Source organism: Burkholderia sp. D-99, assembly GCF_011605345.1.
In the GTDB taxonomy this organism is placed as follows: Bacteria; Pseudomonadota; Gammaproteobacteria; order Burkholderiales; family Burkholderiaceae; genus Burkholderia.
The window spans coordinates 50608-76597 of record NZ_JAAOXM010000003.1 but is presented as its reverse complement, the minus strand read 5'-3'; the positions used below and the strand labels follow the sequence as shown (position 1 = coordinate 76597).

At 63.0% G+C, this 25990-nt stretch carries 21 protein-coding genes; 16 read left to right on the top strand and 5 right to left on the bottom strand.

All coding sequences use genetic code 11. The annotated features are described in order from the left end of the window. The first annotated feature begins 77 nt into the window (after positions 1 to 77). The 7 genes from HAV18_RS14300 (at position 78) to HAV18_RS14270 (ending at position 9832) form a co-directional block, all read left to right on the top strand. A complete protein-coding gene (locus HAV18_RS14300) occupies positions 78 to 2372 on the top strand; it encodes a glycosyltransferase family 2 protein (RefSeq protein ID WP_166956915.1) in 2295 nt (764 codons plus the stop codon). Next, a complete protein-coding gene (locus tag HAV18_RS40270; protein ID WP_166956913.1) occupies positions 2308 to 3933 on the top strand; it encodes a glycosyltransferase family 1 protein in 1626 nt (541 codons plus the stop codon). The genes HAV18_RS14300 and HAV18_RS40270 overlap by 65 nt, the downstream gene beginning before the upstream one ends. Before the next feature lie 372 nt (positions 3934 to 4305). Next, positions 4306 to 5472, top strand: coding sequence for a polysaccharide biosynthesis/export family protein (locus HAV18_RS14290; protein WP_166956911.1), 1167 nt, complete (start codon positions 4306 to 4308; stop codon positions 5470 to 5472). A 192-nt stretch (positions 5473 to 5664) separates the two neighbouring features. After that, entirely contained in the window at positions 5665 to 6741 is a 1077-nt protein-coding gene (gene rfbB / locus HAV18_RS14285; protein ID WP_166956909.1) for a dTDP-glucose 4,6-dehydratase, read from the top strand. Continuing rightward, positions 6726 to 7613, top strand: a complete 888-nt coding sequence (gene rfbD / locus HAV18_RS14280; protein ID WP_166956907.1) for a dTDP-4-dehydrorhamnose reductase — start codon at positions 6726 to 6728, stop codon at positions 7611 to 7613. Before rfbB ends, rfbD begins: the two co-directional genes overlap by 16 nt. A 21-nt stretch (positions 7614 to 7634) precedes the next feature. After that, complete coding sequence (gene rfbA, locus HAV18_RS14275) at positions 7635 to 8516, top strand: glucose-1-phosphate thymidylyltransferase RfbA (protein ID WP_166956905.1); 882 nt, start codon at positions 7635 to 7637, stop codon at positions 8514 to 8516. Between the two features lie 137 nt (positions 8517 to 8653). Then, the gene (locus HAV18_RS14270; protein WP_166956903.1) at positions 8654 to 9832 is read left to right on the top strand and encodes an SGNH/GDSL hydrolase family protein; all 1179 of its coding nucleotides are present in this window, start codon (positions 8654 to 8656) and stop codon (positions 9830 to 9832) included. 90 nt (positions 9833 to 9922) lie between these two features. On the opposite strand, the gene rfbC is transcribed toward HAV18_RS14270, so the two are convergent. Continuing rightward, entirely contained in the window at positions 9923 to 10465 is a 543-nt protein-coding gene (gene rfbC / locus HAV18_RS14265; RefSeq protein ID WP_166956900.1) for a dTDP-4-dehydrorhamnose 3,5-epimerase, read from the bottom strand. Between the two features lie 454 nt (positions 10466 to 10919). Here rfbC and HAV18_RS14260 point away from each other — a divergent pair, with 454 nt between their 5' ends. From HAV18_RS14260 to HAV18_RS14250, 3 genes are all read left to right on the top strand, one after another. Beyond that, the gene (locus HAV18_RS14260) at positions 10920 to 12023 is read left to right on the top strand and encodes a glycosyltransferase family 1 protein (RefSeq protein WP_208101976.1); all 1104 of its coding nucleotides are present in this window, start codon (positions 10920 to 10922) and stop codon (positions 12021 to 12023) included. 14 nt (positions 12024 to 12037) lie between these two features. Beyond that, complete coding sequence (locus HAV18_RS14255; protein WP_166956896.1) at positions 12038 to 14065, top strand: capsular biosynthesis protein; 2028 nt, start codon at positions 12038 to 12040, stop codon at positions 14063 to 14065. Between the two features lie 458 nt (positions 14066 to 14523). Next, entirely contained in the window at positions 14524 to 15336 is an 813-nt protein-coding gene (locus HAV18_RS14250) for a mechanosensitive ion channel family protein (protein ID WP_166956894.1), read from the top strand. A 72-nt stretch (positions 15337 to 15408) separates the two neighbouring features. Here HAV18_RS14250 and HAV18_RS14245 read toward each other — a convergent pair whose 3' ends face one another. Continuing rightward, positions 15409 to 16092 (bottom strand): DedA family protein, encoded by a 684-nt coding sequence (locus HAV18_RS14245; RefSeq protein ID WP_166956892.1) that lies wholly within the window; start codon positions 16090 to 16092, stop codon positions 15409 to 15411. 183 nt (positions 16093 to 16275) lie between these two features. Between HAV18_RS14245 and mutL the strand changes: the two genes are divergently transcribed. Together mutL and miaA are read left to right on the top strand one after the other, a co-directional pair. Continuing rightward, positions 16276 to 18273: a DNA mismatch repair endonuclease MutL gene (mutL, locus tag HAV18_RS14240; protein ID WP_166956890.1), complete on the top strand. Its 1998-nt coding sequence runs from the start codon at positions 16276 to 16278 to the stop codon at positions 18271 to 18273. Beyond that, the gene (gene miaA / locus HAV18_RS14235; RefSeq protein ID WP_166956888.1) at positions 18270 to 19244 is read left to right on the top strand and encodes a tRNA (adenosine(37)-N6)-dimethylallyltransferase MiaA; all 975 of its coding nucleotides are present in this window, start codon (positions 18270 to 18272) and stop codon (positions 19242 to 19244) included. Before mutL ends, miaA begins: the two co-directional genes overlap by 4 nt. Before the next feature lie 5 nt (positions 19245 to 19249). Here the strand turns inward: miaA and tetR are convergent, their stop codons facing one another. Then, entirely contained in the window at positions 19250 to 19882 is a 633-nt protein-coding gene (gene tetR, locus HAV18_RS14230; RefSeq protein WP_166956886.1) for a tetracycline resistance transcriptional repressor TetR, read from the bottom strand. 63 nt (positions 19883 to 19945) lie between these two features. Here tetR and tet point away from each other — a divergent pair, with 63 nt between their 5' ends. Then, on the top strand, positions 19946 to 21139 hold the full coding sequence (gene tet, locus HAV18_RS14225; RefSeq protein WP_166956884.1) for a Tet(A)/Tet(B)/Tet(C) family tetracycline efflux MFS transporter: 1194 nt from the start codon (positions 19946 to 19948) through the stop codon (positions 21137 to 21139). A 40-nt stretch (positions 21140 to 21179) separates the two neighbouring features. Here the strand turns inward: tet and HAV18_RS14220 are convergent, their stop codons facing one another. Continuing rightward, positions 21180 to 21575, bottom strand: a complete 396-nt coding sequence (locus tag HAV18_RS14220) for an SgcJ/EcaC family oxidoreductase (RefSeq protein WP_166956882.1) — start codon at positions 21573 to 21575, stop codon at positions 21180 to 21182. Between the two features lie 110 nt (positions 21576 to 21685). Continuing rightward, positions 21686 to 22741, bottom strand: coding sequence for a phosphoribosylformylglycinamidine cyclo-ligase (gene purM / locus HAV18_RS14215; protein ID WP_059235991.1), 1056 nt, complete (start codon positions 22739 to 22741; stop codon positions 21686 to 21688). A 250-nt stretch (positions 22742 to 22991) separates the two neighbouring features. On the opposite strand from purM, the gene hda reads away from it, so the two are divergent. The 3 genes from hda to pcnB are packed head-to-tail and all read left to right on the top strand — an operon-like array spanning position 22992 to position 25956. Continuing rightward, positions 22992 to 23726, top strand: coding sequence for a DnaA regulatory inactivator Hda (hda, locus tag HAV18_RS14210; protein WP_347814756.1), 735 nt, complete (start codon positions 22992 to 22994; stop codon positions 23724 to 23726). Between the two features lie 11 nt (positions 23727 to 23737). Next, on the top strand, positions 23738 to 24415 hold the full coding sequence (locus HAV18_RS14205; RefSeq protein ID WP_166956872.1) for an HAD family phosphatase: 678 nt from the start codon (positions 23738 to 23740) through the stop codon (positions 24413 to 24415). A 5-nt stretch (positions 24416 to 24420) separates the two neighbouring features. Next, positions 24421 to 25956: a polynucleotide adenylyltransferase PcnB gene (pcnB, locus tag HAV18_RS14200; RefSeq protein WP_166956870.1), complete on the top strand. Its 1536-nt coding sequence runs from the start codon at positions 24421 to 24423 to the stop codon at positions 25954 to 25956. The last annotated feature ends 34 nt before the right edge of the window (positions 25957 to 25990 follow it).

Here is a 25990-nt window from a genome sequence, read left to right as displayed (position 1 = left end):
ATCGATTCGGCAATCTGCCTTCCGTCATGACGTAGCGCATCACTTTGCCATTTATGATCGATCTGGAGTTCTTTCGCTTGAGCTGGAACATGTCGCACTTGCGGCGTCTTCCGGACGACACCGATCAGCCGAAGAACTCGCGGCCGTGCAAATCCTATGCGGTACGTGCTCGCGTGAAGGCGGGGTGGTACATGCTGGAGCTCCGGGCCAGTGCCGCCGCCCCCAGCGTCACGGTTCGTGTCGTCGCCGTCCTGGAAAGTGGCGAAATCGAATCGTTCTCGGTAACGACGAGCACGAGACACGTCAGCAAACGGCTCATTCGCCTGTCTTCGCCCGGAAGCGTCAGTTTGCAGATGGAATCTGCGCACCCGAGTGACGAGGTCACGCAATTCAGGTTGGCTCGCGTGACAGGCCGATTCGCACGCTCGCGCATGCATCGAAAGCTGAGCGCGCTGCATCCGATGTACAAACTCGAAACATCCGGCGCGTCATCGACTCGGCAAGCGAGCGCCGGGCCTGAGCGAGATATGTGGCGCGACTACTGCCAGCTCTTCGAAAACCCGGATGCACTCGTCGATTATTCGGACTGGGTCGAGTGTTTCGACACGCCGAACAGCGATGCACTTACCCGGATGAGCCGTCACATCGGTTCATTCCGTGATCGCCCCACCGTCGCACTGGCGATGGCGCTGTCCAGGCCGAATGCCGCCTGGCTGAACGCAACCATTCAGCATGTGAAGGCGCAGATCTACCCATACTGGGAGCTTCATATCGTCGCTCCCGACATGGTTGATCCAGAGATTCTGCGCTTGCTGGAACATCACGCACTGAGCGACAGCCGCGTGAAAATTCTGCCGATCGCCAATCACGCGACTCGCCGAGACGAGCTGACCCACGCCCTGATTCGATCCGGATCGTGGATCGCAATTCTTGGCCAGCACGATCTGCTGCCCCAGCACGCGCTGTTTGCCATTTGCGAGACCGTCGATGCAGTGCCGTACGCGGAGCTGATCTATTCCGACGAGGATCGCATTGATGAAGACGGATCACGCAAGGAACCGCACTTCAAATGCGACTGGAACGAAGATCTGTTCCTGGCTCGCGGCACGATCTCCCATTTGAGCGCCTCCCATTCTCGCCTGTTCGAAGCCGTGGGCGGCTGGGATCCGCGCCCGGGTTTCGCTTCGAATTACGATCTGGCGCTGCGGTGCATCGGAACAGCACGACCGAATGGCATCGTGCATATTCCGAGAATCCTCTACCACGTTCGCGCCGGCGCCCAGGATCAGTTCGATACGGCCACCGATGCTGACAAGCACGCTGGATACCTGGCACTCGCGCACCATCTGCAGCGGACCGGAATCGCAGCGGATGCGAGCATGACGACTCACGGCTACAGGGTCCGTTACCGGCTACCCGAGCCGGGCCCGATGGTAAGCATCATTATTCCCACCAGGAACGGGCTCTCGCTCCTGCGCCAATGCATCGAATCGATCCTGCACCGAACGACCTACTCGAACTACGAGATCATAGTGGTCGACAACGGCTCCGACGAGCGCGAGACGCTGGATTACCTCGCCATGCTGTCAACGCATGAACGCATCGAGATAGTTCGCGACGACCGGCCGTTCAACTATTCCGCGCTCAACAACCGCGCTTGCGCGCGGGCGCGCGGTGACTATATTGCTCTCGTCAACAACGACATCGAGGTCATCAGCCCGGACTGGCTGGAAGAAATGCTGGGGCAGGCAACGCGCCCCGAAGTCGGCGCAGTCGGCGCAAAACTCCTGTATTCGGACGACACCGTGCAGCACGCCGGTGTCATTCTCGGTCTCAGCGGCGCCGCGGATCATCTCCACCGGGGGCTGCGAAGGCACGATCCGGGCTATCAGGCCCGAGCTGCAGTCGTTCAATCCCTTTCTGCCGTCACGGCTGCCTGCCTCGTCGTCAGAAAATCGCTTTATGTCGAAATCGGCGGCCTCAACGAAGCGTCCCTGCCTGTTGCTTTCAACGACATCGACTTTTGCTTACGCATCAAGAGCGCAGGATATCGAATCATCTGGACACCGTTCGCTGAACTCTATCATCACGAATCGGCAACCCGCGGTGAAGACGATACGCCGGAAAAAAAACGGCGCTCCGACGGCGAGGTTGCGTACATGCGGCAACATTGGGCAGACTTCATGGCGGATGATCCGGCCTATAGCCGGAATCTGACGCTGGATCGAGCCCAGTGCCAGATCGCATGGCCGCCGAGAGCAGGTCTGGGCGCTACCAGGATGGCCCGCTCCGCATCGGAACATCCGCGTGCGATATTCGAAGATCGACCGTCTGCCGATCCGGTTGGCTACTCGAACAGAGAAGAAACCTGATCCCGTCATGACAAACAACCGAACTTTTAGCGTCCTTCTGGAAATGCGGCCCGCCCTCGATGGCCATGCCGGCATTCCGCAGGAAACGAGATTGCTGTTTCGAGGCTTGTGCGAGTGCCCGTCGATCGAGGTCGAAGGCCTGCTTCAGGCCTCACTCGCGTTTCTTGCGCCTGGCGCTGATGACGACTCGGCTCGCGAACCGGACATGACGCTTGCCGCCGTGCGTGAACGCACTCGGGTTGTCGTATCGATGGACAAACCGCGCGCCAAAGGCATTTGGGCGACGGTTCGCACCTATGTCCGCTCTCGCCGAACCGCATACGCGCTGGCGCTGTCCGCGCTGTTGCGTCCCGCGCGTGCTCACGTGCGACTCACTCGCTTCACGCCTCACGGCTTCGAGGAATTCGTCTGGCGCCGCCTGTTCGAGAAGACCCTGCCGGCAGACGATTTCAAGATCGTCACTGCGCGCGATCTACGCGTCTGCACGGTTCCCTGGAACGTGTTGCAGAGTGCAGGACTTCTAACCTTGAAATTCGGGCGTGAAGCAATCTATCCGCGCCTCGCGCTGGATCGAGCCGGCGTCTTCATTGCACAGACTCCGTACCCCGGCAGAATCCCCGGTGATGTTGCGTTCGTCGTGCGCTATCACGACGCCTTTCCGATCATGATGCCCGACACGATCGCCAACAAGGTCCGCCATCAAGCCACGCACATGCATGCGTTGATCAGCAATGCAAAATCCGGTGCGTATTTTGCGTGTGTATCCGAAACGACACGACAGGGCCTGATCGCGTTGCTTCCCGAGCTGCGCGATCGCTCAGTCACGATTCACAACATGATCTCGACCGATTTCCGCGAAACCACCGCGCCTGCCGATCGGGTCAAGCAGATCGTAAGGCTTCACATCACCCCGGTCGGCCCGCTGAATCCTACCTTTTCCACGACCGAGTCGAGGGAGCGCTTTTACGCCAACGCGCTGGATCGGCAACCGTTCAAGTATCTACTGATGGTTTCCACGATCGAGCCCCGCAAGAATCACGCTCGGCTATTGGCAGCATGGTCGACGCTCATGACGGATCGCGATCCATCGATCAAGCTCGTTTTCGTCGGAAGCGCTGGCTGGGGTAGCGAGGTGCTGACCCAGGAAATGCGCGCGTGGATCGATACCGGAGCCTTGTTCGTCCTGTCCGGGGTTCCCGCTGCAGATTTGTGTACGTTGTATCGGCACGCCGTCGCGACCGTCTGCCCGAGCCTCGCGGAGGGCTTTGACTATTCCGGCCTGGAATCCATGGCCAGCGGCGGGATCGTGGTGTCATCCGACATCGCGGTCCACCGTGAAGTCTACGGCGACGCAACCGAGTACTTTGATCCACACTGCACACGCAGCCTGGCGGATGCGATTGGTCGCGTTGCCTATGACGATGGCGCTGAAATGCGACGTTCCGAATTGAAAGCATTGGGACACGAAATGGCAACCCGGTATCAGCCAAAGAACATCCTGCCTCAGTGGGAACGCTTTCTCGGTGCGGTATCAGCCGGGACGGCCGGAATCGCGCGATAGATCCAGTCGCTCCGACCGCACCGGATCAATGCGCATTTTCGAGTACGGTATTGTTTAAAATGGTGCCTGTTGAATTTCCGGCAAGCACTGATGTTTTTCGAACCAAACCGGGCATATTGAATGGCTCATCCTGCTAGATGTCGCAATTCGCATGCGACGCAAAACCGGCCGCCCCCCCGCCGAACGCGGGCGCTTTGCAGCCGGCCCGGGCCGTCCGGCATGTACCCGGTCCTCGCGCCTCGTCCGACGCAGGTCGACTGGATACAACCCTCGAAACCGAAATACATCGCCGCCCTTTTTCCGTGACCGCTGCTGGTCTACCCAGAAGCAGCGATCTCAAACGATCAGCCCAAAATTTAAGACACTCGTAACATGCGTCGCATACACTCCCTGACCTATACTCTGCCGCTACTGTGCGGAATGGCCCTCACGGCCTGCTCGACAATCCCGACGTCCGGACCGAGCGCGTCGGCCGTCACGCAGGCACCCGCCAATCCGAGCTCGATCGGCATTCAGGTGGTCGACGTCAACGACGACGTAGCCCGGCGCCTGCTCTCCCTGCAAATGGCCGGCGACTTCTCGAAAACGCTCGGCGAACGCGCGACGACCTCACAGCAATTGGGCGCCGGCGACGTCATCGAGGTGTCGATTTGGGAGGCCCCGCCTGCTTTGCTGTTTGGCACGTCTTCGACGGACGGGCGGCCCAACACCACCTCCAATGCGCGCGTAACGGTGCTGCCGGATCAGACGATCGACAGCTACGGCAATGTGCGTATCCCGTTCGTCGGGCCGGTCAAGGCCGCCGGACGCACGCCCGAGGAACTCGGAGTGGCGATCACCGAGAGACTGAAGGGCAAGGCCAATCAGCCCCAGACGCTGGTCAGGCTGGTGCAGAACACGACCTCCTACGTCACGATCGTCGGCGACGTCAATTCCAGCAAACGCATGCCGCTGACGCCTAGCGGCGAGCGCATCCTCGACGCACTCGCCAGCGCGGGCGGCGTGCGGCAGCCGATCGAAAAAATGACGCTGCAGGTTACACGCGGCAAAACCGTGCAGTCGCTGCCGCTGGAAACGATCATCCGGGATCCGCGCCAGAACGTTCCACTTCAGCCCGGCGACGTCGTTACGGCGCTGTATCAGCCGAATAGCTTCACGGCGCTCGGTGCGACCGGCAAAAACGAGGAAATCAACTTCGAAGCGCAGGGCATTACGCTGGCCCAGGCGCTCGGTCGCATGGGCGGCCTGAACGACTCGCGCTCCGACGCACAGGGCGTCTTCATCTTCCGGTTCGAGAAGGCAAATGCGCTCCAATGGCCGCTTCAACCAGTCAAAACGGCACCGAACGGCCTGGTTCCGGTCGTTTATCGAATCAACTTGAAGGATCCCAACAGTTTCTTCGTTGCGCAAAGCTTCATGATGGACAACAAGGATGTGGTCTACGTATCAAATGCGCCAATTGCGGAACTGCAAAAATTCCTCAATGTGATCTTCTCCGTGGCTTACCCCGTCATGACAACAGTTACGACTTTCCGGTAATCCACACGTAAATATCCCGCCGCACGATTCGATTCGTGCGGCAAATCCTTCAATGTGCTTCGCCGCGGCAGAGCGGAAATCGAGTATGCGCCCCGACGCCTTTCCGATTTACGAAAGCGCATATGGGTATCGAATACCCAATTTCGTCGAAGCACACTGCCCAATTTACTCATATTTATTGTCGATACCATTATGTTGCTAATCACCGGCGGTGCGGGTTTCATTGGCGCAAACTTCGTTCTGGACTGGATTGCCAGCTCCGACGAGCCCGTCATCAACCTGGACAAACTGACCTATGCAGGCAATCTCGACACGCTTGCGTCACTTGCCGACAACCCTCGACACACGTTCGTCCGCGGCGACATCGGTGACCGAGAGCTGGTCGCCGATCTTCTGAAACAGCATCGCCCGCGCGCGGTCATCAATTTCGCCGCTGAATCCCATGTTGACCGGTCCATTTCCGGCCCTGGCGATTTCATTCAAACCAACGTGGTCGGCACCTTCAACCTGCTCGAATCCGTGCGAGGCTACTGGAGCGAGCTTCCGGACGAGGAGCGTGAGGCTTTCCGCTTTCTTCACGTGTCGACCGACGAAGTCTACGGCACGCTCGGCCCCAACGATCCGGCCTTCGCGGAAACCAAGCGCTACGAGCCCAACAGCCCCTATTCCGCAAGCAAAGCTGCGTCGGATCATCTCGTCCGCGCGTGGCACCACACTTACGGCATGCCGGTACTGACCACCAACTGTTCCAACAACTACGGGCCTTACCATTTCCCGGAAAAGCTCATTCCGCTCGTCATTCTGAACGCGCTGGCAGGCAAGCCCCTGCCGATCTACGGCGACGGCCAGCAAGTCCGGGACTGGCTCTACGTGAAGGATCATTGCTCGGCCATTCGACGTGTTCTGCAACAAGGGAGCGTCGGCGAAACCTATAACGTGGGCGGCTGGAACGAATGCACGAATCTCGAAGTCGTTCGAACGATCTGCTCGATTCTTGACGAGCTTCAGCCTCGCAGCGACAAGCAGTCGTACGCAAACCAGATCAGTTTCGTTCAGGATCGCCCCGGGCATGATCGCCGATACGCAATCGATGCTCGCAAGCTGGAGCGGGAGCTGAACTGGAAACCCGAAGAGACGTTCGAAGGCGGCATCCGGAAAACGGTGCGCTGGTACCTCGACAACCAGGAGTGGGTACAGAACGTCACGTCCGGCAGCTATCGCGACTGGATCGACCTGCAATATGGAGCCGATGCATGCAGCGCATCCTGATCACGGGCTCCAGCGGCCAGATCGGCTTCGAACTCGAACGTGCATTGGCACCGCTCGGCGAACTGCTTGTGCCGAAACGCAAAGACCTGGATCTTTCCGACATCGGCACGCTTGCGGAGCGGCTCACCGTATTGCAACCGGATGTCATTGTCAATCCGGCCGCCTATACGGCAGTGGACCTCGCGGAAAGCCAGGCCGCGTTGGCACATGCGATCAACGCCGATGCTCCCGGCGTCATGGCCTCATGGGCGGCAAGCAGGAACGTCCCGTTCATTCACTACTCGACGGATTACGTATTCGACGGCACGAAAGCCGAACCGTATCTCGAAGACGACCCCACGCATCCTTTGTCGGTCTACGGGCAGAGCAAGCTGGCAGGTGAAGCTGCAGTTCGCGCAGCATGCAGCCGTCATTTGATTTTGCGTACAAGCTGGGTTGTCGGCGCACACGGGAAGAATTTTCTCAAGACGATTCTGAGGCTGGCACAAGAGCGTGAGCAGCTCAACGTCGTCGCCGATCAAGTCGGTGCGCCGACCACGGCCGCCTTCATCGCCGACGTGACCGCCCACGTGCTCGCCCGCGTGCTTTCCCCGTCGTTCAGCGACTGGGGCACGTATCACCTGGCCGCCGCAGGCGAAACGACGTGGCATGACTACGCGCGTCGTGTCGTTCACCTCGCCGAAGAATCCGGCATCGCATTGAAACTGAAGCAAGACGCCATTCAGGCCGTCCCCACCAGTGCATATCCGACAGCCGCGACACGCCCCGCGAATTCACAGCTGAATTGCAGCAAGCTCGCCAATACATTCGATCTGCACATGCAACCCTGGCAGTACGGCATCGATCATGTATTCGCCCAACTACAACATTGAAATCGAGAGAAGACCAACATCATGAAACGAAAGGGCATTATCCTCGCGGGTGGTTCGGGAACCCGTCTGTACCCTGCAACGCAGGCGGTGAGCAAGCAATTGCTGCCGATCTACGACAAGCCGATGATCTACTACCCGCTCAGCACGTTGATGTTGGCAGGCATCCGCGACATTCTGATCATCTCGACGCCTCAGGATACGCCGCGCTTCGAACAGTTGCTCGGTGATGGTCATCAGTGGGGCCTCAACCTTCAATACACGGTTCAACCGAGCCCCGACGGACTGGCTCAAGCGTTCATCCTTGCCGAATCGTTCCTCGCGGGAGATCGCTCCGCACTCGTGCTCGGCGACAATATTTTCCACGGCCATGAATTTGTGTCGCTCCTGCACGAGGCCGCGCGCAAGGAAACAGGCGCCAGCGTGTTTGCCTATCGCGTCAACGACCCTGAACGATATGGGGTAGTCGAATTCGATCAGGACGGCCGTGCGATCAGCATCGAGGAAAAACCCGCTCAACCGAAATCGCACTACGCGGTTACCGGTCTCTATTTCTACGACAGTATGGTCGTCGACATTGCCAAATCGATCAAACCGTCGGATCGCGGCGAACTCGAGATTACCGATGTCAATGCAACCTACCTGCGCGAAGGCCTGCTTGACGTCAAGACGATGGGACGCGGCTACGCGTGGCTCGATACCGGCACCCACGATTCGATGCTCGAGGCCAGCCACTTCATCGCCACGATGGAGCATCGCCAAGGATTGAAAGTGGCCTGCATCGAAGAAATTGCCTATCGCTTGGGCTACATCGATTCCGAGCAATTGCTCCGCCTTGCTGCACCGCTCAGCAAGAACGGCTACGGCCAGTACCTTAAAAATATTCTGAAAGAGCAAATCCGCTAGCCGGGATCCGCTGCAACCCCGGTGGCCATGCACCACAATTGTGCCACCCGGGGTATACGTCGCGTTTTTCTTTCGATTGCACGGAAGCCGATCCGGCTAAGATACCAACATTGTCGCCGGGTGCCGATCGTTGCAGCATGAGTGGAATCCGGCAGATTGCACACAATGGCGATCGTGCGGCCGAGGCCTCGATCGCTGATAACGACCGGCTCACTCTTCGAGGCAATATGCGCGTAGCCATCATTGGCGGATCCAATTCAGTCATCGCCAACGGATACATCGGCAGGTTCGCCAGCCACCTTTCTGCCATTTCGGGCAACGAGGTAACGCTCGACAACATTTCTGTAGGCGGCACCACGTCGCTCACTTCCATCGGCCGCCTTCAGGAAATTACCGAGGTACCCGATGTCGTCGTCCTCGAATATTCGCTGAACGATACGGGGCACCTCAATCACCGCCCCGACGGAGCGGAACTGAAACGTCTGTTCCTGGAGATTTTCTTCAACGCCGCTGCGGAGCGTTTCCCGAACGCGACCATCGTGCCGCTCATCCTGTCCGCCCAGCCGTTCTACAGGACTGACATTCACAACCAGATCTACGATGCCGAAATTGCATGGTACCGGGATCGCGGGATTTCGTTCGTCGACACTCGCTCGTGGTTCTTCGATACGTTCGGCTGGCCGATTCCGTCGTTCGTCTACTCGGACGAGGCGCACTACCACCGCGGCTGTACGGTCGCAATGATCGGCACGTTGTTGGCCGAGCGCGTCAATGCACTATGGCAACGGGGCCCGAGGCTCGGTGAACTGGCTCGCCCCATTTCTCTCCCCGGCACGCAAGCGCGCCTGAAGCCCCGCTTTGCTTCCGCGAAAGAAATTGCGGCGCAAACCGGTACTGAAAGCAAGCTCGGCCGTATCGAGAATCGGCATGTAAAAGCGGATTGTCTGACTCTGATGACCGATGAACGGCTCGCCATCCCCGTTTCCGGTATTCCGATCGCAGTGTCACTCGCATCGACCAACGCTCATTGGTACGCCGAACTGGAGCACGATGCGCAACGTGTCTCACTCTCGACCCGATATCAAGACATTCCCGACGGAAAATTCATCTACTCGAGCATCCCGCTTCTGATGGAGAACAATCCCAGTCGGCTGACCGCAATACCCGGAACGGGAACCATTGCGCTACAAACCAGGTTGACGCCTCCGTCCGGGCAGATTTTCACGTTCGACGGATTCCATGACGCATCTCGCGAATCACGCCTTGAAAACAGGCTCGATCTTACCGGCGTTCTGGTTCTGGAAGCCGCTCAATAACTGCACGCCGCGCAAAAAAAGCGGAGTGGCGCAGCACACAATCGTTCGTCGCCACTCCTTTGCCCCGGAAGACCGGGGCATGACCGGCCTTCAGAACAGATCGGCCGTTGCGAACGGAACGCCTTGCTGATCCTTGGTGGAAACGACGGGAGTGTCGCCCAGCGGCCAGTCGATATTCAGTTGCGGATCATTCCAAAGAATCGTCTTTTCGTACTCGGGATACCAGTAGTCCGTCGTTTTGTACAAGAATTCCGCCGAGCTGGAGGTCACCACGAATCCGTGGGCAAACCCCTCCGGAATCCAAAGCTGCCGATTATTTTCGGCAGAGAGCGTCACCCCCACCCATTGACCGAACGTAGGCGATGAACGCCGCAAATCGACTGCGACGTCGAATACCTCACCGGAAACCACACGAACGAGCTTTGCCTGAGTATGTTGTATCTGGTAGTGAAGGCCGCGCAACACATTCTTCGCCGATTTGGAATGGTTGTCTTGCACGAATGCCGCATCGCGACCAATTGCCTCGACAAATTTATTTTGATTGAAGCTCTCAAAGAAAAAACCACGCTCGTCACCGAAAACTCTTGGTTCGATAATCTTCAAGTCCGGAATATTCGTCTCAACGATATTCACTCGTTCTCCCCAGCTCAAATTCAAAGATCAGCATCGCGGCCAATCGCCGGATGTATATTCCACCGCCCTGACGCGGCACCGCTGTACGCTCGGGCCGTGCTTCGATGTCGTCCAATCGGCCTTGCCCCGTCGCTTGGTGCAGCAACGAAGCCTTTGCAAGAATCGTTGCTCCCATCCGAAGACGGTCGTGGAGGCAGCCCCTCGCCCCTCGCCCCTCGCCCCTCGCCCCTCGCCCAAAGATAACAGCCGACGAGAATGCATCCTGTTCCACGACGTCCGCACATTCAAAATTTCACAGCACCGGCGAATCCGCGGCTTCGATTATCACATGCAACGGTTAGAATATGAGGCCGCCCCGACACGGGCTCCAAGCGAATATTCCCGATCATCGGGCTGACCTGTGCAAAGAATATTATTAGACGTGACGCGTTTGCAGACCCGCCTCTGCAAACGCATGCTCCCTACCGGAGTGGACCGCGTCGGCCTCGAATACATTCGCCGCTACGCGCCACGAGCGCGTGCCGTACTGAGCGAACAGGGTTTTCACGCCGTGTTGTCGGAAAGCGATTCTGCCGTCGTGTTCCAGACCTTACTGGAGCAAGATTTCAGTAGAGCCGCCGCGATGCGGATGCTCGCTGCCAAGGCGCTCCTGACTGCGTGGAGAAAAACACCGCTTCCGGGAAGCATCCTGTTGCACACCAGTCACTCGGGAATGGAGTTCGCGCGATACCCGCAGGCAATGCGCAGACTCGGTGTCCGCACCGTCTTCATGGTGCATGACCTGATTCCCCTGACTCATGCCGAATACTGTCGAGAAGGGGTCCGTGAAACGCATCGACGACGCATCCATACCGTACTCGAGCATGCGTCTGGTGTCATAGCCAATTCCGGCTTCACACTGGATTCCCTTACCGAGGAGGCGCATCGCGCCGGCATGACGCTACCGCCCACCGTTGTCGCCCGGCTGGCTCCCGGAATCGATCGACCGGTGACGGATTCTCGCGCCCCGATCGATACGCCTTATTTCGTCATGCTTGGCACCATAGAACCGCGCAAGAATCATTGGTTCATGTTGCACGTGTGGCGTCGAATCGTCGAGGAGTCCGGCAACAATGCGCCAAAGCTCGTCGTCATCGGTCGGCGCGGCTGGGAATGCGAGAACGTCGTCGACATGCTCGAGCGGTGCGAGAACCTGAAGGGCGCTGTGGTGGAACAACCCAATTGCTCCGATCGCGATTTGCAGGTGTGGCTGCAACACGCGCGCGCCCTTTTGTTTCCCTCGTTCGTGGAAGGTTACGGTATGCCGCTCGTCGAAGCGCTGACGATGCAGGTTCCCGTCATCGCCAGCGACCTCGGTGTATTCCGGGAGGTGGCGGGTGACGTTCCCGACTACCTGGACCCGCTCGATGGCCCAGGCTGGATGGCCCGAATTCGCGCCTATTCACAGGCGTCAAGCCCCGATCGTGATAACCAGCTGGTTCGAATCTCGCAGTTTCGCGCGCCCACCTGGACCGAACATTTCGCCCGGGTCGCCCGCTTTCTGGAAGAACTGGGTTGAATGTCCGCGCCACGATGAGCGATTCACCTCGAGAATCCGAACACCCCTGGACCTTGAAGCTGCATGAAATCATTCCAGGACAACGCACGCTGAGCTGGTTGCTCGGCAAGTCACCCTATCTGTGGGTCGACCGCAAAGGGGCCGGGCGGCCGGTGCAACGTCTGACTCACACATTCTGGCCGGAAACCATGGCGGCATGGCCGGGCCCGATTGCATCCTGTCGAGACTGGGGCATTCCACAACTCTCATGGTTTGCCGTTCCACTCACGGCGCACGATGCAATGCGGTCGCTGATCGAGAGCATGAACGACATGCTCACCGCGAAATCCGATTGCCATACGCCCGACATCCTGTCGCTGATGCAACGCGTACTCGAAACCGATGCATTGCACCCGGCGAATCGAATGACGGTCGCGCAACAGATCTTCGAATCTCGCCCACCTCGTTCACGTATCGTCCTCGTCGACGAACGATCGTATTCCGCAACCAATCCCGGCTCGTCTGTACGTGCTCGACGTCGCGAATTTCGCACCATGCTGCAAAATGCGAGGTCGGCCCATCCCGACGCCGAGTTCTGGCTCGCGCGCTCCAGCGACCCCGGTAGCGGCGCCTGGCTTTCGTCCGATATGGAGCTGCCCGGCGACATTCGCCGGCTTCACGAGCCGTATTCACTTAGACAGATACTAAGTGCAGCCAGTCGTCTGTATGTCGTCGGCGCGTCGGAAGGCGTCGGCGGGCTGTTGGCCGATGTACCTACGCATGTGTTCGGCAAGCCGTACTACGCTGGATGGGGCCTCACGCACGATGCGCTCGAATTTCCGGAACGAACGGCCCGCCCGACACTTGCCGCATTTTTTGAGTCAGTGTTCCTTCGCCACGTCCGGTATCTGGATCCCGCAACGCATCAACCCGGGACGCTGGCGTCAGTACTCGAAAGCGTGGAACTGCAACGATCCGTGGCCTCGCGCTATGCGTGGCTCAAATGCGTTGCCGCCGTACGTTTCCAATGGTGGAAGCGGCCATTTGCCACCCCGTATGTAACAGCAGGCGGCGGCACATTGCGCTGGACCGATCAGCCCCGACTACTGCGATCGGACGAACAGGCCGTCGTATGGGGAGGGCGTGACGCAACAGAGGTTCCATCCGGTGTTCGAGTCGTCAGGATCGAGGACGGCTTTCTCCATTCGATCGGTCTCGGGTCCGACATGATTGCGCCGTGCAGTCAGGTAATCGATCATCAAGGCCTGTATTTCGATGCAAGTCGTCCGAACGATCTAACCGCAATACTGAACAAGACGACGTTTGATGCGGCCGAACTAACACGCGCAGCCGCGTTGCGCTCCCTCATCGCGGAACTCGGCCTCACGAAGTACAACCTTGGCCGCCGTGCACCGGCATGGCCGGTTCCGAGCAACAAGCAAGTCGTCCTCGTGCCGGGTCAAGTGGCCGACGACGCGTCCATCCGCCTCGGTACCCGGGCAATCAACACGGCCGAGATGCTGCTGCAGGAAGTTCGGCGGCTTCGGCCCGACGCCTTCATCGTATACAAGCCGCATCCCGATGTCCTGTCGGGCAATCGGAACGGCCTCATCGATGCAGCACGATTCGCCGACATTGTCGACGCCGATGCCGATCTGATTTCGCTGATCGAACGCGCCGACGAAGTCCATACGTTGTCGTCCCTGTCCGGCTTCGACGCACTCTTGCGTGGCAAGGCGGTATTTACTTACGGTCTGCCGTTCTACGCCGGCTGGGGACTCACGCATGACGCGCTCGCGCCGGTGCCGTGGCGCGAGCGCACCTTGTCTCTTGACATGCTGACGGCCGGCGCGCTGTTGCGCTATCCGCTGTATTGGGATTGGCGCCTGCGCCGCTTCACGACTCCAGAGGCCATTTGCGGACAGATCGCCAGGGCAGCGGGCCGCCCGCTGGAACAGGTTCGAGGCAACCGCATACGCCCGTTACTCAAGGCGATTCGCTGGACCCGCAATGCACTGGCTCATTTCCACTGGCGCTGCCGACAGCGTTTGCAGCGCATGTAGGGCGAAGACCGTCCAGCCGTCGCTTCGCAATCGCGATACATCGATGCCGTATCGGATCCACGAGATTCCTTCACCGGCGCGGCCGATGACATCTTCACAGTCTCGGCGAGACGAGCGACGGCTGGCAAAACCCTCCCCAGAACCCAGCAATCGTTTCGCAAAGAGGCAAAAGCCCTCGGTTATTTCGTATGTCTCGCGTGAACACTCGGTCGTGGTGATACTGCACGCAATGCACGGACTCATTTCCGCAGGAGCAGGCGACCGTGTATGACGGCACCTCGAAGTGAGCATCGCACTGTAGCGCCGCGCGCCCGGTCTGACAAAGTACGATCTCGGGAATGTCGCGTTGCGAATACCTGACTACAGGACAGTTGCTCCTTCCGCTTCGGTCAGCTATAAAAAAGCGGACTAACCGTGGCTCGCCGGCCGCGCCCCTTTCCCCCTCCCTCGGAGAACGCATGATCGATCTCGCCACAGCCCAGCAATTCCTGATGACCCGCGGCCTCGACTTCGGCCTCAACCTTCTCGCCGCGATCGTCTTGTGGTTCGTCGGCCGCTGGGCGATCCGCATCGCCACGCGCCTGCTCGGCAAGGTCGTCCGCCGCAGCGGCAAGGTCGACCCGACGCTCACCGACTACCTGACCTCCGTCGTCGGCGTGCTGCTGACGATCCTGCTGATCCTCGCGATCCTGCAGATCTTCGGCGTGCAGACCACCTCGTTCGCCGCCCTGCTCGCCGGCCTCGGCCTCGCGATCGGCACGGCCTGGGGCGGCTTGCTCGCGCATTTCGCCGCCGGCGTATTCATGCAGGTGCTGCGCCCGTTCAAGATCGGCGACGTGATCAACGCGGGCGGCGTCACGGGCACGGTCAAGGAACTCGGCCTGTTCGGCACGACGATCGTCACGCCCGACAACATCGTGACGATCGTCGGCAACAACAAGATCTTCTCGGACAACATCGCCAACTACAGCGCAACGTCGTATCGTCGCGTCGACCTGACCGCGAAGATCGCGAACGGCGTCGATGCGGTCGACGCGATCAACCGCCTGAAGACGTCGCTCCAGCAGATCCCGAACGTGCTGACCAGCCCGGCGCCGGACGTCGGCGTGCTGCAGTTCACGCCGGAAGGCCCGCTGCTGTTCGTGCGCCCGTCGACGGCACCGGAAAATTACTGGCAGGTGTACTGTGACACCAACCGCGTGATCCTCGAGACGTTCCGCGACGCGCAATACCCGACGCCCGAAACCCCGATCTCGCATCGCAACGCGTAACGGCAGCACCGGACGAAAAAAAAGCGTGGCACCCGCCACGCTTTTTTATTGACTGAAGACAAAGCCCCCGGCTCAACGCCCGCCCGTCTTCTGCGCGTTATCCGACTGCTTCCCGCGCACCAGCTTCCACACCGCGCCGAGCGCGACCGGCACGATCGCCGCACCGATCCCGACCAGCACGATCACGTTCAGATACTGGCGGATGAACGGAATATTGCCGAAGAAATACCCGAGCAGCACGAGCAGCAGCACCCACACCAGCGCACCGATCACGTTGAAGAGCTGAAAGCGCCCGACGCTCATCGACGACGCACCCGCGACGAACGGCGCGAACGTCCGCACGACCGGGATGAAGCGTGCGAGCACGATCGTCTTGCCGCCGTGCTTGTCGTAGAACGAGTGGGTCTTCTGCAGCGCCGCGCGATCGAGGAAGCGCTCGAGCACCGGGATATGCGTATTGAACACCTTCGGGCCGACCCAGCGGCCGATCAGGTAGTTCACGGTGTTGCCGGAGATCGCCGCGACGAGCAGCAGCACGATCAGCACGCCGACGTTCATTTCACCCGTCGCCGCGAACGCGCCGCCGATGAACAGCAGCGAATCGCCGGGCAGGAACGGGAACACGACGAGCCCCGTCTCGCAGAACACGATCAGGAACAGCACGAGATAGACCCACGCGCCGTACTGCCGGATGAAATCGCCGAGGAAAGCGTCGATATGCAGGACAAGGTTGACGAAATGAAGCAGCGTATCCAAATGCGATTCCTCGAAGGCGATAGGGCCGGAACGGCCGAAACAGGCCAGACATGGCGGAGGCGCCCGCCAGCCAAGGCGGCGCGCGGAACGGAGTCATGATACCGAAACTACCTTAAGGCTCCGTGAAAAAACGTAACGCTTGGCCGCCCCGGCACGCATTCGCCGCCTCGCTATAATTCGGCCATGTCCGATATCACCGAAACGGCCGCGGGCGACACGCCCGCCCCTGCTCCGCGCCCGCTGCGCGCGATCCAGCCCCTGCCCGACCAGCTGATCAGCCAGATCGCCGCCGGCGAGGTCGTCGAACGCCCGGCGTCGGTCGTCAAGGAGCTGCTCGAGAACGCGATGGACGCGGGCGCCAAAACGCTGCGCATCGTGCTGGAAGAAGGCGGCGTCAAGCGCATCTCGATCACCGACGACGGCTGCGGGATTCCGCCCGACGAGCTGGCGCTCGCGCTGATGCGCCACGCCACCAGCAAGATCCGCTCGCTCGAGGAGCTCGAGGCGGTCGCAACGCTCGGGTTCCGCGGCGAAGCGCTCGCGTCGATCGCCTCGGTCGCCGAGATGTCGATCACGAGCCGCACGGCCGATGCCGCGCACGCGATGAAGATCGACGCGCAGACGGGCGTGCTGTCGCCCGCCGCCGGTGCGACCGGCACGACGATCGAGGTCCGCGAGCTGTACTTCAACACGCCCGCGCGGCGCAAGTTCCTGAAGAGCGAGCAGACCGAGTTCGGCCACTGCCTGGAAATGATCCGCCGCGCGGCGCTCGCACGGCCGGACGTCGCGATCTCGGTGCTGCACAACGGCAAGGCGGTCGAGCACTGGAATGCGACCGAGCCTGCGCAGCGCGTCGCGAAGATCCTCGGCGACAGCTTCGCGACCGCGCACCTGCCGCTCGACGAACAGGCCGGCCCGCTGGCCGTCTACGGCTGCGCCGGGCTGCCGACCGCAAGCCGCGGGCGCGCCGACCAGCAGTATTTCTTCGTCAACGGCCGCTTCGTGCGCGACAAGCTGCTGACGCACGCGGTGCGCGCGGCCTACGAGGACGTGCTGCACGGCGACCGCTACCCGTCGTACGTGCTGTTCCTCGACCTGCCGCCCGAAGCCGTCGACGTGAACGTGCACCCGTCGAAGATCGAGGTGCGCTTCCGCGATTCGCGCTCGATCCACCAGTACGTGTTCCATGCGGTCCAGCGCTCGCTCGCGCGCCATGCGGGTGCCTCTCCGGAAACCACGGCGGGCGGCCATGCCGCGCATATCGAACCGGCGCCGCGCGGGCCGTCGTCGTTCCCGGACACGCCGCTCGGGCAAAGCCAGGGCCACGCGACCGGCGGCATGGGTGGCATCGGCGGCGGCTTCTCGTCGCCGTCGTCCTCGTCGACGGGCAACACCTGGATGCGCCAGGCGCGGATGACGCAGGGCACGCTGCCCGTCGCGCAACCGCTCGCGCTCTACGACGCGATGTTCGGCCGCAAGGATAGCGGCGCCGGCACGCCGGACGGCGCGACCACCATCGCTCGCGATTCGGCCTACACGCCGGTCGCGCCGCCGCCCGGCTTCACCGTATCGCCGATCGCCGCGACCGCACACGACGAGCAGCCGCTCGGCTTCGCGCTGGGCCAGATCCACGGCATCTACGTGCTCGCGCAGAACGCGCACGGACTCGTGATCGTCGACATGCACGCGGCACACGAACGGATCCTGTACGAACAGTTCAAGAACGCGCTCGCCGACCGCTCGGTCGCCGTGCAGGCGCTCCTGCTGCCGGTATCGATGACGGCCACGCCGATCGAGATCGGCACGGTCGAGGAGGAACGCGACACGCTCGAATCGCTCGGTTTCGACCTGGCGGTGCTGTCGCCGACGACGCTCGCGATCCGCGCGGTACCGGCGCTGCTGAAGGATGCCGACCTGCAGTCGCTCGCGCGCGCGGTGCTTGCCGACCTTCACGCGTTCGGCGGCTCGCGTGTGCTCACCGAGCGTCAACACGAACTGCTCGGTACGCTCGCCTGCCACCATGCGGTGCGCGCGAACCGGCGCCTGACGCTCGACGAGATGAACGCACTGCTGCGGCAGATGGAGGCCACCGAGCGCGCGGACCAATGCAATCACGGCCGGCCGACGTGGTATCAGCTCACGCTGAACGATCTCGACCGCCTCTTCATGCGCGGCCAATGAGCGCGGCACCGCACACCACCCCGACGACGATCGCCTGCCTGCTCGGCCCCACCGCATCGGGCAAGACGGCCGCGGCGCTGGCGCTCGCCGCGCGCCGCCCGATCGAGATCGTCAGCGTCGATTCCGCGCTCGTCTACCGCGACATGGATATCGGCACCGCGAAGCCGTCGCGCGAAGAACGCGCGAGCGTGCCGCATCACCTGATCGACATCATCGATCCGGCCGACGCGTATTCGGCCGCGAGTTTCCGCGCCGACACGCTGCGCCTGGTCGGCGAGATCGCCGCGCGCGGCTGCACGCCGCTGCTCGCGGGCGGCACGATGCTGTACTACAAGGCACTGACGCAGGGGCTCAACGACCTGCCCGGCGCCGATCCGGACGTGCGTGCGACGCTCGATGCCGAAGCCGCGCGCGATGGCTGGCCCGCGCTGCACGCGCGACTCGCGCAAGTCGATCCCGTTACGGCCGCGCGGCTCGCGCCGAACGATTCGCAACGGATCCAGCGGGCGCTCGAGGTGTTCATGCTGAGCGGGCAGCCGATGTCGGTGCTGCTCGCCGCCCCGCGACGCAGTGACGATGCCGCCGCCGCTTACCGCTTCGTGCCGGTCGCGCTCGAACCGTCCGATCGCGCGGTACTGCACGCACGGATCGCGCAGCGCTTCGATGCGATGCTCGACGCGGGCTTCATCGACGAAGTCGAGCGGCTGCGCCGTCGCGAGGACCTCCATCCCGACCTGCCGTCGATGCGCTGCGTCGGCTACCGGCAGGCTTGGGAATTCCTCGACGGCGACACCGACTACCGGACGATGCGCGACAAGGGCATCTTCGCGACGCGCCAGCTCTGCAAGCGCCAGATCACCTGGCTGCGCGCGATGCCGGAGCGGATCGTCGTCGACTGCATTGCGCCGGACGCCACGGCCCGCGCACTCGATGCGCTGGAACGCGTGCTCGACGGCAGCACGCCGGCCTGACCGCGTCAGCTGCGCTCGCGCGCTGCCAGGTGCGCGCGGGCGCCGTCGACGATCAATGCGACGCCGCGCTCGAACGCTTCGTCGCCGCCGCGCGCGCGCAGCGCGGCCCAGCCCTTCACGAGCAGCGGATACTCGGCCGCGTCCGGCAGCGGCGCATCGGCCTCGCCGTCCGGTTCCGCCTGCTCCTCCAGCACCCAACCCACCACGAAGCGGCCAAGTGCATACATCACGTCGACCGCCTCGTCCGGCGCGAAACCCGCGTCGCCGAGCAACGCGACCTTGCGCTCGATCGAACTGAAATGCAGCGCGCGCGGCCGAGTACCGGCATGCAGGCGCGCGCCGTCGCGATAGGCCAGCAGTGCGCGACGGAAACTGCGCGCGTTGTCGAAAAGCCACGCATCCCACGCCTCACCCGGCCGCGGCAGCGACGCATCGTGGCGCTCGAGCATGATCGCCTCGGCCATCGCGTCGAGCAGTTCGGCCTTGTTCCGGAAATGCCAGTAAAGCGTCGGCGACTGCACGCCGAGCCGCTCGGCAAGCCGCCGCGTCGACAACCCGTCGATGCCGACTTCATCGAGCAGTTCGAGCGCCGCGCGCAGTACCGTGTCGCGCGTCAGCCGCGCCCCTGTGTCCTTCATCTCTATCACCGATAGGGAAAGCTGTGGAATAATCACCACTCTATCACCGATAGAGTTACCCTCTTGAATCCGTCCCTGATTGCCATCCTGGCCACGGTCCTGCTCGACGCGATCGGCGTCGGGATCGTGATGCCGATCCTGCCCGGGCTCCTGCGCTCGCTCGCCAGCGCGAACAGCACCGACACCCACTACGGGATACTGCTCGCGCTGTACGCGTTCGCGCAGTTCCTGTGCGCACCGCTGCTCGGCGCGCTGAGCGACCGCTTCGGCCGCCGGCCCGTACTGCTCGTGTCGCTCGCGGGCGCCGCGCTCGACTACCCGCTGATGGCACTCGCGCCGACGCTCGCCTGGCTCTACGTCGGGCGGCTGATCGCGGGCATCACCGGCGCGAACGTCGCGGTCGCGACTGCATACGTCACCGACGTCACGGCCGAACCCGACCGCGCACGACGCTTCGGCCAGCTCGGCGCGATGATGGGCATCGGCTTCATCGCGGGCCCGTTGATCGGCGGCCTGCTCGGCGCGCTGCATGTGCGCGCGCCGTTCGTTGCGGCCGCCGTGCTCAACGCGCTCAATCTCGTGCTCGTCTGGCGCGCACTGCCGGAGTCGCGGCCGCGTTCGGCCCGCGAAGGCCAGACGGCCGGCGCGCTCAACCCGTTCGCCAGCCTGCGCCGACTGAGCGGCTCACCGGCGCTCGTGCCGCTGATCGGTATTTACGTGATCGTGGCGCTGGTGTCGCAGGCACCCGCCACGCTGTGGATCCTGTATGGCCAGGAACATTTCGGGTGGTCGACACCGATCGCGGGGCTGTCGCTGGCGGGCTACGGCGCGTGTCACGCACTCGCGCAGGCATTCGCGATCGGGCCGCTGATCGCGCGGCTCGGCGAGCGCCGCGCGCTCGCACTGGGCCTCGCGGGCGATGCGCTCGGGCTCGCGGCGATTGCGTTCGCGACCGCCGCGTGGGTGCCGTTCGCGCTGCTGCCGCTGTTCGCGGCGGGCGGCATGACACTGCCGGCACTGCAGGCGATGCTCGCGCGGCAGGTCGACGATGCGCGCCAGGGTGAACTGCAAGGCGCGCTCGCGAGCGTGGCGAGCCTGATCGGCGTCGCGGGGCCACTGGTCGTCACCACGACCTATGCGGCGACACGCGCGACGTGGCCGGGGCTCGTCTGGGCCGTGGCGGCCCTGCTCTACCTGCTCGTGCCACCGTTGCTGGCCGGCGTGCGCCCGGCTAGCGCGCCGCGGCAGTCCGCATGAGCATCTGCGGGCGGGGGCGACGGCGCCCGCGCCACCGCGCTCAGTGCGCGAGCGTCACGAGATTCGCGTCGCGCACGAGCTGCCAGCGGCCGTCGGCCTTGCGGAAGATCGTCAGCGTATGGCCCGAACGACGGATCGTGTCGCCGCCCGGCGGCGTCGCTTCGATTTCGAGGAAATTGCGCATGTACGCCCAGTCGCCCAACACGCGCAGTTCGTCGATCCGGTAGCGGCCGTCGATCGTCGGCGCGGGCCCGCCCCCGGCATTCGCGTCACGCGACGCGGCCGCAAACGCCGCCTTGTCGAACGGAGGCTTGCCCGCCACCATGAAGATCGCGTCGTCGGCGATCAGGTCGAGCACGGTCGCCAGGTCGCCGCGGCGGCTCGACACGAACCAGTTGTCCACGAGCGTGCGGATCGCATGTTCGTCTTCGGTCATCGTCGTCCCTCCTTCATCGGCGCGCGTCCGTACGCCACGCGGCGCCCGAAAAAAAGCCGCCCGGATCGACTCCGGGCGGCTTTCCTTGCTGCATCTGCTGCGGCAGTGCGTCAGACCACGACGGTCTGCGCCTCGCCTTCGCGGGTCGCACGCACGGTGCCGATCTTCCACACCTGTTCGCCGGCGGCGGTCAGGTCGGCGATCGCTGCGTCGGCATCGGCCGCCGAAACGATCACGGCCATGCCGATGCCGCAGTTGAACACGCGGTGCATTTCCGCATCGGCGACGCCGCCGTGCTCCTGCAGCCACTTGAACAGCGGCGGCAGCGGCCACGCGTTCTGGTCGAGCTCGGCGGTGAGGCCTTCGCGCAGCACGCGCGGGATGTTCTCGACGAGACCGCCGCCCGTGATGTGCGCCATGCCCTTCACCGACAGCTTCTGCATCAGCGCGAGCAGCGGCTTCACGTAGATGCGCGTGGGTGCCATCAGCGCGTCGGCGAGCGAGCGGCCATGGAAATCGGCGGAAAGGTCGGGGTTCGCGCGCTCGATGATCTTGCGCACGAGCGAGAAGCCGTTCGAGTGGATGCCGCTCGATGCGAGGCCCAGCACCACGTCGCCTTCGGCGATCGTGCTGCCGTCGATGATCTTGCTCTTCTCGACCGCGCCGACCGCGAAGCCGGCCAGGTCGTATTCGCCGTCCGGGTACATGCCCGGCATTTCGGCCGTTTCACCGCCGATCAGCGCGCAGCCCGACAGTTCGCAACCCTGCGCGATGCCCTTGACGACCGTTGCGGCGGTATCGACGTCGAGCTTGCCGCACGCGAAGTAGTCGAGGAAGAACAGCGGCTCGGCGCCCTGCACGAGGATGTCGTTCACGCTCATCGCGACGAGATCCTGGCCGACCGTGTCGTGTTTGTTCAGATGAAACGCCAGCTTGAGCTTGGTGCCTACGCCGTCGGTGCCCGACACGAGCACGGGCTCGTTGTACTTCTTCGGCACTTCGAACAGCGCGCCGAACCCGCCGATGCCGCCGAGCACGCCGTCGCGCAGGGTTTTCTTCGCAAAAGGCTTGATCTTGTCGATGAGCGCGTCGCCCGCGTCGATGTCGACGCCTGCGTCGCGATAGGACAGACCCTGAGCGTCAGGAGCGGATTTCGGAGGATTCATGGGGGAATGCGAGAAGGTCGGTAAAATGCGATTTTACCCGAAGCCGGCCCGTTGGCCGGAATTCCCAGCACCGAATCGTCAGGGATTGCATCTTGGTCAACACGTCCCCGTTTTCATCGCCGAGCGAACCGCGCCGAAACCGGCGTGGCGCCGTGCGTGCGGTCGCGCGTGAAGCCCACGAAGGCGCAGCTCCCGGCGCGTGCCCGGCGTACGGCGCGCGTATTTTCAACCGACCCGCATTGTGACTGTTGTGTCCCGTCAACTGACGCTCGATCTCGGCACGCCGCCGCCCGCCACGTTCGACAACTTCATCATGAACGAGGAGAACGACGAGCTCATCTCGCGCCTGCAGAAGCTCGACCTCGCGCTCGCGGCGGGCCCCGTGCCGGACCGGTCGTTCTACATCTGGGGCGAGCCCGGCAGCGGCCGCACCCACCTGCTGCAGGCGCTCGTGAGCGATGCGTCGTACGGCTATGCGCGCTATCTCACACCGCAAAGCCCGCTCGGCGCGTTCACGTTCGACCCGCGCATCGGCATCTACGCGATCGACGACTGCGACCGGATGAGCGACCCGCAGCAGGTCGCGCTGTTCAACCTGTTCAACGAAGTGCGCGCGCACCCGTCGAGCGCATTCGTCGCGGCGGGCCCCGCGGCGCCGCTCGCACTCGACGTGCGCGAGGATCTCCGCACGCGCCTCGGCTGGGGGCTCGTGTTCCACCTGTCGCCGCCGTCCGATGCCGGCAAGATCGCCGTGCTCAAGCTCGCGGCGAAGGAGCGCGGGATCGCGCTCACCGACGACATCGCCGCCTACCTGCTGACCCATTTCCGCCGCGACATGCCGAGCCTGATGGCGCTGCTCGACGCGCTCGACCGCTTCTCGCTCGAGCAAAAACGCGCCGTCACGCTGCCGTTGCTGCGCCGCATGCTGGCGCGTCCCGGCGACGACATCACACCTCCGGGCACCGGCCCGAACCGCTTCGAGTAAAATGCGCTTCCATGACTAATCTGGCACTCTTTGACCTCGATCACACGCTGATCACGACCGATAGCGACCACGAATGGGGCCGCTTCATGGTGAAGCTCGGCATCGTCGACGCGGAAAGCTTCTCGCGTCAGAACGATCAGTTCTTCGCCGACTACAAGGCCGGCAAGCTCGACATCCACGCGTACCTCACGGCGATGCTCACGCCGCTCGCGAAGTATTCGCGCGCACAGCTCGCGCAATGGCACGAGCAGTACATGCACGAGGTGATCCGGCCCGCAATGACGCCCGCCGCGCTCGAGCTCGTGCGCAAGCACCTCGATGCGGGCGACCTGTGCTGCGTCGTGACGGCGACCAACGAATTCATCACGCGCCCGATCGCAACCGCGTTCGGCGTCGACACGCTGATCGCCTGCGAGGTCGAAACGACCGACGGGCATCCCGATTCGCCGTACACGGGCCGGCCGACCGGCACGCCGAGCTATCGCGAAGGCAAGATCGTGCGGACCGAAGCGTGGCTCGCGTCGCTCGGCAAGCAATGGAGCGACTTCACGCACACCTACTTCTACAGCGACTCGCACAACGACATCCCGTTGCTCGAGAAAGTCACCGACCCGATCGCGACCAACCCTGACGACACGCTGCGTGCGCATGCAAGCAACCGCGGCTGGCGCATCCTCGAGCTCTCCTGAACGTCGTGATCAAAAAATTCATCCGCAAGCTGCTCGGCCAGGACGAAACCGAGCAAACATCTCCCGCAGCGGCCCCGGCCGACGAAGCGGCCCCTGCTACCCCGCGTGCCCCGAAGGGCGCCCGCGGCAGCGCGAAGAAACCACGCAGCAACCATGAGCCGACCGTTGTGCCGGCCAGCGTGCACGGCATCAACCCGGCGCTGATCTCGAAGAATGCCGTGCGCGTGACCGACACGCTGCAGCAGGCGGGCTTCCGTGCCTTCATCGTCGGCGGTGCGGTACGCGACCTGCTGCTCGGCATCGCGCCGAAGGACTTCGACGTCGCGACCGATGCGACACCGACCGAGGTGCAGCGCCTGTTCCGCCGCGCGCGCCTGATCGGCCGTCGCTTCCAGATCGTCCACGTGCAGTTCGGCCAGGAACTGATCGAAGTGTCGACGTTCCGCGCGCTGGTCGATGCGCCGCCCGAGGCGGCCGCTGCCGAGCCGCCGAAGCGCCTGAAGCGCGACGAACTCGATCGCCGCACCCACGCGGTCGACGCGAGCGGCCGTGTGCTGCGCGACAACGTGTGGGGCGAGCAGCACGAAGACGCCGCACGCCGCGACTTCACGATCAACGCGATGTACTACGACCCGTCGACGCAGACGGTGCTCGACTACCACGACGGGATGGCCGACATGCGCGCCCGCCTGTTGCGGATGATCGGCGATCCGGCCACGCGCTTCCGCGAGGATCCGGTGCGGATGCTGCGCGTCGTGCGCTTCGCGGCGAAGCTCGGCTTCGAGATCGAGCCGCACACGCGCGAACCGATCAACGCGCTCGCCGACCTGATCAACAACGTGCCGGCCGCGCGCCTGTTCGACGAAATGCTGAAGCTGCTGCTGTCGGGCCATGCACTCGCGTGTCTGACGCGGTTGCGCAAGGAAGGCCTGCACCACGGGCTGCTGCCGCTGCTCGACGTCGTGCTCGAACAGCCGCAGGGCGAGAAGTTCATCACGCTGGCGCTGAACAACACCGACGCGCGCGTGCGCGCCGGCAAGCCGGTGTCGCCGGGCTTCCTGTTCGCGACGCTGCTGTGGCACGACATGCGCCAGCGCTTCGAGCAATACACGGCCGAGGGCGAAATCCCGGTGCCGGCGCTCCATCGCGCGATGGACGACGTGCTCGACATGCAGACCGAGAAACTCGCGATCCACAAGCGCTATTCGGCCGACATGCGCGAGATCTGGGGCCTGCAGCTGCGCCTCGAGAAACGCTCGGGCCGCAGCGCGATGCGGCTGCTGGAACACCAAAGGTTTAGAGCGGGGTATGATTTCCTCCTGTTACGCTGCGAATCCGGCGAGCTCGATACGGAAGTCGGACAGTGGTGGACGGATTTCATCGAAGGCGACGCGGCCGCTCGCGAGGCATTGCTCACGCAGGGCGGCTCGAAGGAAAAATCGCCCCGCAAGCGGCGCCGCCGCGGCGGTGCGCGAAACCGCAATCCGGGTGAAGGTGCCGCCGAGCAGGCACCGGATACCTCGGGCGGGTCCGACGACTGACGCGCTCGCCGGCGAACGACGTAGGAAGTGATGC